Consider the following 13,373-nt stretch of genomic DNA (forward strand, 5'->3'; position numbering starts at 1 on the left):
ATATCCGACAATCGATCAGAATTTGGCAATGCTGAAGCTTACGCTGGCCTTCCAGCCTTTCAAATCGTTGTCTCCGGTTGTGCCCTGGAGATTGAAGGCCAGCTCGGTGTCCTTGAAGATGTTGTCAAATATCGGAATTATCGGACCGACCTTCCAGAGCAGGCTGGCGCCGGCGTAGTAGGCGTGGTCGAAGCCGGTGACGTCGGAGAGGTCATGATCCAGGAAGGTCGCGGCGACATAAAATTTGGCCCGAACCGGCAGGTCCATCCAGGTCGTGAGGGTGGGGGTATAGATTCCGGCGCCCAGGTCGGCGCTCCAGCCGTCGGTATCGGCGAGATCGAAATCGTAGTCGATGCTCAGATAGTGGAGTGTCAGCTCGGCATAGGGTTTGTAGCCGTCGATTTCGGTGTGATAGTTCGCACCGGCAAAGAGATCGTAGAGTGCGGTATCGCTGTCGTGACCGAAGTAGCGCTCCATGGCGGCATCGGTTCCGGAGTAGTCGCCGTCACTTCGCATCCAGAGGCCGGAGGCTCCCAGGATCAAGCCGATTTCAGGGCTGGGGTTGACGTTGATCCCGCCGCCTAGTTTGAGGTAGGTAGCGTCGAGTTTGACATCTCCCAGATCTCCGCTTCCCAGATCGACATGATCCTGGGTGATCTTGCTGAATCCGAAGCCCCCCAGGACAAAAGGGCGCCAGGTATCCCCGAGTTCGCCGAAATAGTAGCTGCCGACAAAGTTGGCATTGCTCAGATCGGGATCGTCACCGGATCCGCCGCCATTGAGGCTGTACCATCCGGTCTCGAGATAGGCATTGTCAGCGCTGAAGATCTGGCTCCCGGTGAGGTGTTGGTAGTGTTGTGCCGCTGTTTCAGCCAAGGAAACGCCGCTGAGCAACACCGAAGCGAGAGCCAGATTTAACAGAGAGAATTTTTTCATCCAATTCCTTTGGGGAATGCAGAAGCGTCGTGATCTGCAGGTTTACAGGATTATAACAGAAACATCGTTTCAGACCGAGCCGGCTAAAGTCGGATCCCTCCCGTGCAGACGTTGAGGAGTCACTCCGCCTTGAGGGCTTCGGGATTCTCCAGCTCCATCACCTTCCAGGGCAATCCCTGACGGTTGAGCTCCTCCATGAAGGGATCGGGGTCGAACTCTTCCATGTTGTGCACGCCTGCTTCGTACCAGACCTTCTGGAGCATCAGTTTGGCCCCGATCATCGCCGGGACGCCGGTGGTGTAGCTCACCCCTTGGCTCATCACCTCGGCGTAGCACTCCTGATGATCTTTGACCTGGTAGATATAGACGGTGCGTTCCTTGCCGTCTTTGAGGCCGTGAACCACGACGCCGATGTTGGTCTTGCCCTTGGTGCGGGACCCCAGGGTCGCCGGATCGGGGAGCAGGGCCTTGAGCACGTGCAGGGGGATCACCCGGCAGCCGTCCACTTCGATGGGATCGATGCGGGTGAGCCCTACGTTATCCAGCACCTTCAGGTGGGTCAGGTAGCTTTCGCCGAAGGTCATCCAGAAGCGGATTCGTTCCAAGCCGGGAATGTTTTTGACCAGGGACTCCTCCTCCTCGTGGTAAAGCAGATAGCTCTCCTTGGGGCCCACTTCGGGGTAGTCCCAGACCATCTTGATCTCCATCGGTTCGGTTTCTTTCCATTCCCCTTTTTCCCAGTAGCGCCCTTTGGAGTTGACCTCCCGGATGTTGATCTCGGGGTTGAAGTTGGTGGCGAAGGGGTAGCCGTGATCCCCGGCGTTGCAGTCGAGGATGTCGATGGTCTTGATGGTGTCGAAGTAGTGCTTCTTCGCGTAGGCGACGAAGACGTTGGTCACCCCCGGATCGAAGCCGCTGCCCAGCAGCCCCATGATCCCGGCTTCCCGGAAGGCCTTGTCCCGGGCCCACTGCTCCTTGTATTCGAATTTGGCGGTATCGGGGTGCTCGTAGTTGGCGGTATCGAGGTAGTCGGCCCCCGTGGCGACGCAGGCGTCCATGATGGTCAGATCCTGGTAGGGCAGGGCAACGTTGATGACGATGTCGGCTTCGGTTTTTCGGATCAGGTCGATCACTTCGTCTTTGTGATTGGCGTCGACCCGGGCGGTTTTGATGGTAACCCCGGTCTTTTCCTTGACGTTTTCGGCGATGGCGTCGCACTTTTCCTTGGTTCGGCTCGCCAGGGTGATCTCGCCGAAGGTTTCGGCGTTCATGGCGCTTTTGAAAGCGACCACGTTTCCGACGCCTCCGGCGCCGATGATGAGGGTCTTGGGGGACATCTTGGGCTCCTCTGGGTAAAATTTGGATAATTATATCCCGAAAGAGGCAAAAATGGGGCAAAAAGTGTGGCGCTACGGCGGAGTCCTGCTGGGGGTGATTCTTTTCCTCTCTTTGATCCGTCCCTACCGTGTCAGCGATATCAGCATGAACGATACCCTGATGGATGGTGACTTGGTATGGGTGGAGAACCTCACAGCAGGGATCCACGTCCCCTCCTGGGGCTTCTATATCGACCGGCATCTTCTGAAGCGGGAGCAGGGGATCCACCGGGGGGATCTGCTGGCCTTCCGCCATCCGCTGGATCGGCGGCTCTATCTCAAGCGCTGTGTGGCCCTGCCGGGAGATCGGATCTTTGAGAAGAACAAAGATCTCTATCTCCAGATCGCCGGGGATTCGCAGCGTACGAAAGCCTATGCCCAGGCCCTGCATCTGCCGCTGGTCAAAATCGAGGGAGAGTGGTGGCTCAAAAACCCCTATGCCCGCTATTACAACATCATGCACGATCCCGAAGTAGTGGGCCCCAAAGAGCTAATCGAAATGTCGGTTACGACCATACCACCCCACCGTTACTTTCTCATGGGGGATTACCGGGACAACTCTACCGACAGCCGTTTTTTCGGTCCGGTTCCCTACGACTACATCTACTATCGGGTCTTCTGGATCTGGCATCGGCCGCTCGATCTAGAGGCTGTGGGAAAGATCCGACGTTATGACCTTGAGCATCCGATGGTGATCCGAAAAAAATATTAATTACTATTAAACGCTTTTTCTGTTATACTCTGGCAAGAGAAATCTCCGGATATACGGCGGGGAAAAAGGAAATGCCATGAAAAAGATTCTTCTAGCACTCTGTGCGGTCTGGAGCCTGCAGGCCGCCGATCATGATCTCTATAACCATTCGGTGGAAGCGGTAGGCAGCTACTCTTTCAACGATGACGATATGTATCTCAAAGACAACTGGGGCTGGGGTCTGCGCTACAACTACAATATGCCCACCGAGAACTTCTGGGAAGTGGGGGCGATTCAGTTTGCCTTCGACTATCAGTTCAATGAAGATTATGTCGGCGGGGGGGACAGTTCGGTCTACCGCTGGGGGCTCAACGCTCTCTGGTATGCGGATAATGCCAGCGAGATGACTCCCTACGCGCTGTTGGGGGTCGGAGCGCAGTTCTTCTCCCACAACGAACACGGAGCGGATGATGGCGTATTCGCGGCCGTCGGCGGCGGGCTCGAATATCAGCTCCGCGGGGATTTTGCTTTGGTCGGTGAGGCCAAATACCTCTACGGCGGAGACGAAAGCGCGCTGGTCACCTCCGTCGGCATCAAATACAGCTTCGGCCAGTAGTAAACTCCACGGCTGAATCTTGGAAGAGATCCTTCATAACCTGGCCCTCTACGGCTATATCATTCTTGCCTTTTACTCCTTCGGAGGAGGGATGCTGGCCCTGGCGGGTGCCGGAATCCTCTCGGCCCTGGGCAAGATGGATATCGGCCTCTCCATCCTCGTGGCGACCGTCGCCAACTTCGTCGGGGATACCTTCCTCTTCTATCTGGCGCAGACCAACAAAAAAGAGGTGTTGAAATACCTCCGCAAGCACCGCCGCAAGATCGCCTATACCAATCTCCTGATGCGCAAATACGGCTGGATGGCGGTTTTTCTCCAGAAATATATCTACGGGGTCAAGACCTTGGTCCCTATTGTCATGGGGCTTTCCCGATATGATTTCAAAAAATTCGTCGTCCTGAATTTCTTTGCTTCGATTCTCTGGGGATTGGTGGTCGGGTTGGGGAGTTACTATTTCTCGGCGGCAGTCAGAGCCTGGTTTGGTTGAGCTCTTCGGAGCAACGCCAATATTCTAAAAAATCAAGCGTTAAGTTTCCGTCATCCTGAACTTGATTCAGGATCTACGGTTTCATGGGTATTTCAGGCCCTGGATTCCGGGTCAAGCCCGGAATGACGGCTGTTTTCAGAAGGCTAAATTTTGAATGACAGGGATCAGCTCCGGAGCTCCTGAACGAACTTCTCAATCCGGCGAATCCCTTCACGGATCGTGACGATGTCGGCGGCATAGGAGAAGCGGAAGTAGCCTTCGCTGCCGAAACCGATTCCGGGGACCACCGCCACGCCGTAGCGCTTGAGCAGCTCCTGGCTGAATTGCATGGAGTCGTTGCTGATATCCTTGATATTGACGAAGAGATAGAAAGCCCCCTGAGGTTTCAGAACGCTGATCCCCTCGATCTCGTTGAAGAGTGTTACCGCTTCGTGCATTCGGGCTTCAAAAGCTTGACGCATGGTTTCGATCTCTTCGTCGACCTCACCCAGCAGGGGAGGGATGGAAGCATACTGCGTGGGGGTGTTGACGTTGGAGGTGCTCTGGGACTGCAGAGAGATCATCTTTTTGACCAGTTCCGCATCGGGGGTTGCCAGATAGCCCATTCTCCAGCCGGTCATGGCGACGGACTTGCTCAGACCGTTGACGGTCACGGTCCGTTGATAAAGATCCTCGCTGACAGAGGCCGTGGCGGTAAACTCGGTCCCGTCGAAGACCAGCTTTTCGTACATCTCGTCACTGACGACTTTGATGGCGGTTCCTTTGAGGACTTCGCCCAGGGCCTCGAGCTCTTCACGGCTGTAAACCGAACCGGTGGGGTTGGAGGGGGAGGTGAGGATCAGCATTTTGGTCCGGGGGGTGATAGCCGCTTCCAACTGGGCCGGTGAGATCTTGAAGCCGCTGCGGTCGTCGGTATCGATGATGATCGGCTTGCCTCCGGCGTATTTGACCAGTTCGGGATAGGTGACCCAGTAGGGGGCGGGGATGATCACCTCGTCTCCCTCGTCGATCAGAGTCTGAGTGAGGTTGAAGAGCGACTGCTTGGCTCCGTTGCTGACGAGGAGATGCTCCCGTTCATAGTGCAGACCGTTCTCTCGACGGAATTTCTCTTGAATTGCATCGAGCAGTTCGGGAATTCCGGCGACAGAGGTGTATTTGGTGCGTCCCTGGCGGATGGCTTCGATGGCGGCCTCTTTGATCCGCTCCGGGGTGTCGAAATCGGGCTCTCCGGCGGAGAAGCTCAGGATATCCTTACCCTGGGCCTTCAGCTCCCGGGCGAGGGTGGAGACAGCGATGGTCATCGAAGGCGAAAGCGCCTGGATTCGTCTGGAAAACATCAAAAGACCTTTCTTTCTTGGTTAAAGGAATTATACACAAAGAGTGATCAGAACCAACCGAGCTGTTGTGTAACAGGCCGGAGAGGCAGGTTCTTCCCTTCAAAGTAGTTTAAAGGAAAATATGTCAAGATGGGACGTTCGCGTAATGAGAGCCAAACCTGCCGTAAGACGGGAGGAAACCGGGATTTATCCTGAGAATTGGGGAAGGGGACTGGAAGCGGTGGGAATTGCAGAGTAGCAAATTTCTACTGCGGGCTATCTTCCGGTCTCATCGGTATCATGAGCCTTTTCGGTTTTACCGGATAACAAAATGATCTCAGATGAGAGATAAATGGGAGTAAGGAGATATCAATGAAGAGAACGAAACGAACAATCGGTGTGCTGTTTGCCTTATGTGTGGCGGCGACTTCCGCCTATGCGATAGAGATCAAAAGTCTCGCACAGGCCGTCAATGAAGCGGGCCGCCAACGGATGTTGACCCAACGGATGCTCAAAGATTACTCAATGGTGGGAATGGGGAACACTTTCGACAACCCCAAAGAGGATCTCAAGAAAACCGTGGAGATGTTTGACGATCATTTGCAGGGGCTGTCCGCGGCCGCCGACAAGCCCGAAATCAAAGAAAAAATTGCTGAACAGCGAAAACTTTGGGAACCCATTAAAAAGATGCTTTCGGAGCCTCCCAGCAAAGAGAAAGCCACTGAGCTGCAGGAGAAGCTGGATCAACTGCTCAAAGTCTCGGATGATGTCACCAAGCTTTTTGCCAAAGAGACCGGCAAAAAATCGGGAGAGATCATCAATATCTCGGGACGACAGCGGATGCTTTCCCAACGGATGGCCAGCCTCTATATGCTGAGAGTTTGGGGAATCAAAGATCCCAAATTCAAAGAGAAGATGGATGCGGCGATGAAGCTCTTTGAAGATTCTCTCAATCGCTTGATGGCTTCGGATCTGAATACACCGGAGATCAACAAACTCCTGGCACGTGTCAAAAACAATTTCATGTTTTTCAAAATGATGAACCGGTCTCAGACCAAATTCATCCCTTCGCTGATTTATAAAAAATCCAATGAGATGCTGAAGGATATGAATACGGTAACCGGCCTCTACGCATCGCAAAAAGTGCAATAAACATAATCAAATCACAAAAGGAGTGAGTACAATGAAACAGATGATGAAACAAATCGGCCTGGCACTGGGGATTCTGCTTTGGGTCGGGGGGGCGACAGCGACAGCTGCCGAGACGGCTAAACCGGTCAATAGTCTGGTGAAAAAAGATGCGATTCAATTGATTAATATTGCGGGGAAGCAACGGATGCTCTCCCAACGCATCGCCAAAGACTACCTCTATTTGGGGAAAAATATTGCGGCTGACAAGGCCCGAAAAGAGCTCAAGGCCTCATTGACTGAGTTCCGAAAGAATCTGAAAAAGATTGATGTGATGGTCAATGATCCCGAGATCAAGAACCTCCTGGCTTTTGTCAAGATGAGTCTGAATGAGCTGGAAGCAACGGTTCAAAAGCCTTTCAGCCTGGACAATGCCCAGCTGGTATTGGATTTGAGCGAGTCGATGTTGGAAGGAAGCCAATATGTGGTTGATTCCCTCAAAAAGCTTGCCAACATCAAAGAGTCCAAAGTCGTGGCTATCTCCGGCAAACAGCGGATGCTGGCTCAGCGGATCGCCAAATACTATATCGCCTATCAGGCCGGGATCAAAGACAAAAACACTGTCGATCAGATGAAAGCGGCAGTGGCGGAATTTGACAAAAACCTCAAATTCCTGATGCACAACAAGGACAATACGGCGACGATCAATCAGAAACTGGCCAAAGTGGAGAGTCTCTGGAAAATCGTCTACAAGTTCTATCTCAATATTGAAAAAGGAGGGCTTCCTTTTATCGTTTATACGACGACCAACAATATTACCGATGAGATGGATGCCGTGACGAAGCTCTACGTAGAACTCTACAAATAGGGTATGGGCTACAGCGTGATAACAGTATCAAAGGAAAGGGATCGATGAAAAAGTTCATAGCGGGATGTCTGATTGCGGCAGGAATGCTACTGCCCTTGTCGGCAGAGACGCGGACCAACGTCCATATTATCGAAGCGACAGAGAATATCCGCTTTTTGAGTCAGGAGATCGCCAAAGATTATCTCTATTACTATGCGAATCCTCGCAAGCGAGAGATCAGTCGTACCATACGGGCTGATTTGCAGGCTCTGGTCAAAAATATCCGAACCATTGCGGTTTATACGGAGAGTGAAGAGACCAAAAACATGTTGGAATTTCTGGTCTACAGCAAAAACCAGATCGATACGATCATTGCCGAGAAACCCAGCAAGGAAAAAGCGGCTTTGATGCTCGACTACAGCGAGACGCTTCTGGAGGGTGCCAACTCCATCGGCAAGGAGTATGCCTACAACTACAGTGAAAATGAGAAGATGCTGATCAAGAGTAAACAGGTTGAGTTTCTTGTCGAGCGAAGTGCCAAATATTATCTGGCGCTCGGCGCAGGGCTCGACAACGAAATCAACCGGCGTCAGATGCTGCAGGCGGTGAAAGAACTGGAACAGGATCTCAAAGAGATAGAGAACTATCCCTATCCGCTCTTGCTCTCGCCGATCAAAGAGCGTCTTTCTCAAGCCTGGAACGTGACCAAAAGTCTTATCGACCGTCGGCAGAAACTTTTTGCCTCCAATCTGCTTGTACTGGCAGGACGGGAAACAGAGAGTGTGGCAGAGCAGTTTGTGATCTACCATCGCAAAGCCAAATAAAGCAGAGGAGACACAATGAAAAAAGTAAATCAGAAACTCCTTTTCGCCCTGCTCTTTATCCCGACGCTTGCTATCGTCGGTGCCTTGGGATGGTTCGCCTACCAAAGTTATCAGGGACTTCATGTTGAGGAGAAAAATCTTGCGCAACTGGAGCTGATCGGCCAGGGGCACGAATTGCTCGATACCTTGGAGCAGGAACGTTTGCAGAGTGCACTTTATGCCGCCTATTCAAGTGCCTTGCAGAAAAAGGAGCTGGCTAAAATCCGACAAAAAACGGATCGCCTCTTTCATGCGCTGAAATTGAAGATGCAGGGGTCCCGACAAAATCCCCTCGATAACGTCGGTAATGTATTGCATGATTTCAGAAACAATATTGATGCGCAAAGCTCTAACTATCATGATCTTTTGGTGGATCGTTTCCAAAAGCAGATTTTGGAGCCGCTGATCCGTCTTTATCCGACAGAGCTCTCACAACTGCACAGTCCGGTCAGTCAAATGATTTTGGGCTTTGACAATCAACTGCTCGCTCTTTCGATCGACAACGATTTGGAACGCAGTCTCGTCACCTATTTGCTGAAATCGGGCAAGGCGATGTCGATCAAAGATCTTAAGAGTTGGGATCAAAGCATCTCCTATGATACGCTTCCGGACTTGACGTCGATCACCGATTTGAAAATGCGGCAACGAATCGATCAGATTCTCAAACCCGATGATTATACGACTCTGCTTGATCCAAGTCGTAAAAAGGTTCTCTACGGGATCAATGACGGTGAGTATCAGATTCCCGTAGAAAACTGGCTCAAAATGACATCCCAAAGGATGGAACGGATAGCCAAAAGCAGTCAGCTGCTTCAGAAGTATGCCTTCGAGTCCGTCAGTAAAAACAAAGAATTGATGCATTCACTACTTCTGAAATACCTCATTGCAGCCGCATTTTTCATCCTGCTTCTGATCATTCTTGCCGTGATTTTCCACCACACCAGCAAAGAGTCCAAACTGTTGGATGAAACCCTCAAAAACATCCAGTTTGAGTTGGATCCGCAGAAAAAGCGTGAGCTGCAAAGAGTGGTTGCCAGTCGCGATATGGTGGCGATCTACAATTTCCTCGGTGAAACGATTGTCGAAGCCAACAAAGCCAAAGACCTCTTCCTCGCCAACATGTCCCACGAGATCCGTACACCGTTGAACGGAATCGTCGGCTTTACACAGCTGTTGAAAAACACGCCGTTGAGCCCGGATCAGCAAGAGTTCATTTCCGTCATCGAAAATAGTTCGGAGAACCTCCTCAATATCGTCAATGATATTCTGGATCTTTCCAAAATCAATGCCGACAAAGTGGAGTTGGAGGAGATCTCCTTTGATGCCATCGAAAAGTTTGAAGAGGCGGTAGAGTCCTACGGCGCCAAAGCGGCAGAGAAAAACATCGAATTCGGTGTTTTTGTGGATCCCACTATCCCCAAAACGCTTGTGGGTGATCCGACCAAGATTTCGCAAGTCATCGTCAACCTGGTCAGTAACGCTATCAAATTCACCAATACCAACGGCGAAGTCGAGGTGATTATCGAAAAGCGTCACGAAAGCCAAAACGATGCGACGCTCTATTTCGCGGTCCAAGACAACGGAATCGGAATTTCCGACGAACAGAAAGAGAAGATTTTTGAGGCCTTTGCCCAGGCCGATGCGGGAACCAGCCGCAAATACGGGGGAACCGGACTGGGGTTGGCCATCTCCAGTAAGCTGGTGGCCCGGATGGGCGGGAAGCTCAATATCGAAAGCGAATTGGGCAAAGGGACTACTTTCTTCTTCACTTTGACATTGCCCAAGGGACCGGATCAGGAGAAGGAGACTCCGGACTTCAGCGGTATGACCGCCGCCGCAGTCCTGCCCGATACGGTCAATGAACGTATTACAGCGGAAAACCTGCGACGCTATGCCGAATATCTGGGAGCGGATTTCAAGATTGTCCACTATTCGGATGTCTTTGAAAATGAGGCATTCGAACTGCCGGATATCCTTTTTGTCGAGCATTATTATGTCCGTCGCGGCCAGGAATTGGAGAAGTTTCTGAATCTCGATACCAATGTGGTTCTCGTGACGACCGGCGTGATGAAAAAGGCAGCGGAATCGGTAAGTGACCGGGTCAGTCAGGTTCTTTACAAACCGATCAATTACCACAAAACCGTCCGGGCTTTTGAAAGTAGCCTCAAAAAAGAGAAAAAGCCCAAAGTCTCTGCGCCGGTCAAAAAACCTGTGACAAGTCTCAAAAATGTGAGGATTCTCGTTGCGGAGGACAATCCGATCAACCAGCGTCTGATCCGAACGACGCTGGAGCAGTTTGGGGCGACGGTCACACTGGCCTCCAACGGAAAGGAGGCATATGAACTTCGAAAGCAGAACGATTATGATTTGATCTTTATGGATATCCAGATGCCGGTGATGAACGGAATCGAAGCGACTAAAGAAATACTGGATTACGAACAGGCCAATCATCTTCCCCATATCCCGATCATTGCCTTGACAGCCAACGCTCTGACCGGTGACCGGGAACGCTATCTCGAGGCGGGAATGGATAACTATATGCCCAAGCCGATCAACATTCCGGAGCTCAAAAAGATGATTGAGCTTTACTACACACAAAAGCAGTCGGAGGAGCGTGCGTCTCAAGTAAGTACCGAATCCGAAAACCGTCTGGAAGATACTTCTTCGGAAAATGCTCCTGAAGCGAAGAAAGAGGAGTCGGCACGGCAGCCGGAGGAACTTCTGACGGTTTGTAATACTCGGGAGAGCGAAAAGAGCTCTTCCGAAGCCTCTCAGGGAGAAGAGGGGGCAGATATTATGCTCTTTATTCGATCGCCCTTTTTGGAGAAAATTTACGAAAAGATGCTTCGGTGTCAGGGCTTTAGCGTCGAAGGGGTCACAGATGAAAACGAGTTGATCGAAGCGATGGATCGCCGTCATTATCGTTATGTACTCATTGACGGAGGTAGTCTCGATTTGGATGATCCGGAGTGTCTGTTGATCGAAACGCTGAAAGAAACCGGTGTCAAACCCTATGTGCTGGTCAACGAGGAGGATTCACATCCTCACCCTTGTGCCGAAACCATCTCCGTTCCTCATTTTGCGGAGGAGGTTCGTAAGAAGCTTCAACCGAATGCCTAGGATCCTCTCGGATCCCGATCCCTCCTTTTTTAAACATTCAATCAAATTTTTAAAATCATTCTCTCCCGAATTTATCACGACACGAGCCACCATTGAAGGGGCTGAAACCTCTATCACTTTGGGTCTGTACGGAGTAGTTTGAGCGAGCTCTATGCTATACTCCTCCAAAATTTTCCAAGGAGCCCTCTGTGACCGATCCCTCCGTCGACGATCTGTTGCAAAGTTTGGAAGGCGGGAATCTTTTCCTTACCGGAGCGGCGGGAACCGGCAAGAGCTGGATGACCAACCGGATCATCGAAGCCTATCGGGAGCAGGAGCGGGGAGTTGTGGCTCTGGGTTCGACCGGAGTGAGTGCCGTCAACATCGGGGGGGTGACTCTGCACAGCTTTTTTGTCCTGGGGATCTGCAACAGTTTCGAAGATCTGCGGGAACATGACCGGCGCAACAGGAAACGCCTGGCAGATCTGAAACGGCTGCTGAAGGCGACGGAGCTCATCGTCATCGACGAGGTGAGCATGATCGGCGTCGAGACCCTGGAGATGATCCGCTACCGTTTGGAGAGCCTGGGGTATCAGGGGCGGGTGATGTTCGTAGGGGATTTCTATCAGCTTCCGCCGGTGGTCCGTAGTGACGGCCCTTCCGCTTCCCTTTTCGGTGAAGCGGTCTACGCCTTCGAGAGCGGAGCCTGGGAGAGCTTCGCCCCGCAGACGGTGGAGCTGAAGCAGATGCACCGAACCCGGGATGAGGCCTTTACCCGGATACTCTCCAGAATCCGGCGCGGGATACGGGACCGTGAAGTGACGGACTACCTGCTGCGGCTCTGCAACAACGAAGCGGTCTACGGCTCCGATCCCACCTGGCTCTTCGGCCGAAACCAGGAGGTGGAGCGGATGAATCGGGAGTCTCTGGATCGGCTGGAGGGGGAGGAGTATCTCTTTTTTGCCGAGTTGGAGAAGGAGAAAGCCCTGCACGAAAAGCGCCTGGAGAGCTGGAAAAAGATGCTGCCGGTCCAGGAGCAGTTGCGGCTCAAGGTGGGGGCGCCGGTACTTTTTACCGTCAACAAGTGGGGCCGTTATGTCAACGGGGAACGGGGAATTCTCCGTGGGGTGGAGGAGGAGTTTCTGATCGTGGAGAAGGCAAACGACTTCGTCCGGGTGGAGCCTCACGAGTTTGTTCTGGGAGAGCCGACACTGGACGGCGAGGGCAGGGTGGAGATGCGTCCGCTGGCGACCCTGAAACAGTTTCCTCTCAAACCCGCCTATGCGGTGACGATCCACAAATCCCAGGGAATGAGCATCGACCGGCTGGTCTGCAATGTCGATACCCTCTTCGTCCCCAGCCAATTTTACGTGGCCATCTCCAGGGCCACCGACCCCAAAGGGCTCAAGATCGACTTCAACCGGGGTGATTTGGAACGCTATCTGGAACGGGCGATCCGGGTGGATGAGAGGGTGGAGCGTTTCTACGCTTCGTTGGAAACGTAGAAATGAATGAGGAATGAAGAGTGAAAGTAAACATCTATATCGTTGACAAAAAAGGCAAAAAAGAGCTTTACGAACCCCTGGTGGAGCACTACCGCAAGCTCTGCCGTCCCTGGGCGCAGGTGGAGGTGCATGAGGTTTTTACCAAAGAGATCGCCCGGGCACAGGAACAGAATCCGGAGGCGGCACAACGATCCTACACACAGGCCCTGGAACGTTATCGGGGAAGCGGCTACGATGTGGTCCTGGACCCTGAGGGGAAATCGATCAGTAGTTACGATTTTGCAGATTTGCTTAAGGATCGGGCAGTCGTCAACTTCTTCATCGGCGGTGCTTACGGCTTCGAACGCCCTTTTGTCGACACAAGTAACAAATCCGTTTCCTTTGGTAGAATTACGCTTTCACATAAGCTGGTGAAGGTGGTTGTGATGGAACAGATCTTTCGGGGTCTTTCGATCCTGCACAACCATCCGTACCACAAATAAATCGGTAGGAGTCACGATGTTGACACG

12 protein-coding genes are annotated in these 13,373 nt (G+C 52.2%); 9 read left to right on the top strand and 3 right to left on the bottom strand.

Annotated features, from left to right (window positions below):
* Window positions 1-15: 15 nt before the first annotated feature.
* Both F8I07_RS04155 and F8I07_RS04160 read right to left on the bottom strand, forming a co-directional pair.
* Entirely contained in the window at window positions 16-936 is a 921-nt protein-coding gene (locus F8I07_RS04155; RefSeq protein ID WP_292656108.1) for a hypothetical protein, read from the bottom strand.
* A 119-nt stretch (window positions 937-1,055) separates the two neighbouring features.
* Window positions 1,056-2,273, bottom strand: a complete 1,218-nt coding sequence (locus F8I07_RS04160; protein WP_292656110.1) for a saccharopine dehydrogenase family protein — start codon at window positions 2,271-2,273, stop codon at window positions 1,056-1,058.
* A gap of 52 nt (window positions 2,274-2,325) precedes the next feature.
* Here F8I07_RS04160 and lepB point away from each other — a divergent pair, with 52 nt between their 5' ends.
* The 3 genes from lepB (at window position 2,326) to F8I07_RS04175 (ending at window position 4,106) form a co-directional block, all read left to right on the top strand.
* Window positions 2,326-3,024 (top strand): signal peptidase I, encoded by a 699-nt coding sequence (gene lepB / locus F8I07_RS04165; RefSeq protein ID WP_292656113.1) that lies wholly within the window; start codon window positions 2,326-2,328, stop codon window positions 3,022-3,024.
* 76 nt (window positions 3,025-3,100) lie between these two features.
* The gene (locus tag F8I07_RS04170; protein ID WP_292656115.1) at window positions 3,101-3,619 is read left to right on the top strand and encodes a hypothetical protein; all 519 of its coding nucleotides are present in this window, start codon (window positions 3,101-3,103) and stop codon (window positions 3,617-3,619) included.
* Window positions 3,620-3,638: 19 nt separating this feature from the next.
* Window positions 3,639-4,106, top strand: a complete 468-nt coding sequence (locus F8I07_RS04175) for a DedA family protein (RefSeq protein ID WP_292656116.1) — start codon at window positions 3,639-3,641, stop codon at window positions 4,104-4,106.
* 164 nt (window positions 4,107-4,270) lie between these two features.
* On the opposite strand, the gene F8I07_RS04180 is transcribed toward F8I07_RS04175, so the two are convergent.
* Window positions 4,271-5,443, bottom strand: a complete 1,173-nt coding sequence (locus tag F8I07_RS04180; protein ID WP_292656118.1) for a pyridoxal phosphate-dependent aminotransferase — start codon at window positions 5,441-5,443, stop codon at window positions 4,271-4,273.
* Window positions 5,444-5,794: 351 nt separating this feature from the next.
* Here F8I07_RS04180 and F8I07_RS04185 point away from each other — a divergent pair, with 351 nt between their 5' ends.
* From F8I07_RS04185 to F8I07_RS04210, 6 genes are all read left to right on the top strand, one after another.
* Window positions 5,795-6,574: a type IV pili methyl-accepting chemotaxis transducer N-terminal domain-containing protein gene (locus F8I07_RS04185; RefSeq protein ID WP_292656120.1), complete on the top strand. Its 780-nt coding sequence runs from the start codon at window positions 5,795-5,797 to the stop codon at window positions 6,572-6,574.
* 31 nt (window positions 6,575-6,605) lie between these two features.
* Window positions 6,606-7,418, top strand: a complete 813-nt coding sequence (locus tag F8I07_RS04190) for a type IV pili methyl-accepting chemotaxis transducer N-terminal domain-containing protein (protein ID WP_292656123.1) — start codon at window positions 6,606-6,608, stop codon at window positions 7,416-7,418.
* Between the two features lie 44 nt (window positions 7,419-7,462).
* Window positions 7,463-8,221: a hypothetical protein gene (locus F8I07_RS04195; RefSeq protein WP_292656125.1), complete on the top strand. Its 759-nt coding sequence runs from the start codon at window positions 7,463-7,465 to the stop codon at window positions 8,219-8,221.
* A gap of 15 nt (window positions 8,222-8,236) precedes the next feature.
* A complete protein-coding gene (locus tag F8I07_RS04200; RefSeq protein ID WP_292656128.1) occupies window positions 8,237-11,380 on the top strand; it encodes a response regulator in 3,144 nt (1,047 codons plus the stop codon).
* A gap of 188 nt (window positions 11,381-11,568) precedes the next feature.
* Window positions 11,569-12,864: an ATP-dependent RecD-like DNA helicase gene (locus tag F8I07_RS04205; protein WP_292656130.1), complete on the top strand. Its 1,296-nt coding sequence runs from the start codon at window positions 11,569-11,571 to the stop codon at window positions 12,862-12,864.
* A gap of 20 nt (window positions 12,865-12,884) precedes the next feature.
* A complete protein-coding gene (locus F8I07_RS04210; protein WP_292656132.1) occupies window positions 12,885-13,346 on the top strand; it encodes a 23S rRNA (pseudouridine(1915)-N(3))-methyltransferase RlmH in 462 nt (153 codons plus the stop codon).
* Window positions 13,347-13,373 lie beyond the last annotated feature (27 nt).

Source organism: Nitratifractor sp., from assembly GCF_015487065.1.
GTDB lineage: Bacteria > Campylobacterota > Campylobacteria > Campylobacterales > Sulfurovaceae > Nitratifractor.

Excerpts from the sequence above, each read along its gene's own strand:
- F8I07_RS04155 (WP_292656108.1), bottom strand. The coding sequence starts at position 936 with ATGAAAAAATTCTCTCTGTTAAATCTGGCTCTCGCTTCGGTGTTGCTC.
- F8I07_RS04160 (WP_292656110.1), bottom strand. The coding sequence starts at position 2,273 with ATGTCCCCCAAGACCCTCATCATCGGCGCCGGAGGCGTCGGAAACGTG.
- lepB (WP_292656113.1), top strand. The coding sequence starts at position 2,326 with ATGGGGCAAAAAGTGTGGCGCTACGGCGGAGTCCTGCTGGGGGTGATT.
- F8I07_RS04170 (WP_292656115.1), top strand. The coding sequence starts at position 3,101 with ATGAAAAAGATTCTTCTAGCACTCTGTGCGGTCTGGAGCCTGCAGGCC.
- F8I07_RS04180 (WP_292656118.1), bottom strand. The coding sequence starts at position 5,443 with ATGTTTTCCAGACGAATCCAGGCGCTTTCGCCTTCGATGACCATCGCT.
- F8I07_RS04185 (WP_292656120.1), top strand. The coding sequence starts at position 5,795 with ATGAAGAGAACGAAACGAACAATCGGTGTGCTGTTTGCCTTATGTGTG.
- F8I07_RS04190 (WP_292656123.1), top strand. The coding sequence starts at position 6,606 with ATGAAACAGATGATGAAACAAATCGGCCTGGCACTGGGGATTCTGCTT.
- F8I07_RS04195 (WP_292656125.1), top strand. The coding sequence starts at position 7,463 with ATGAAAAAGTTCATAGCGGGATGTCTGATTGCGGCAGGAATGCTACTG.
- F8I07_RS04200 (WP_292656128.1), top strand. The coding sequence starts at position 8,237 with ATGAAAAAAGTAAATCAGAAACTCCTTTTCGCCCTGCTCTTTATCCCG.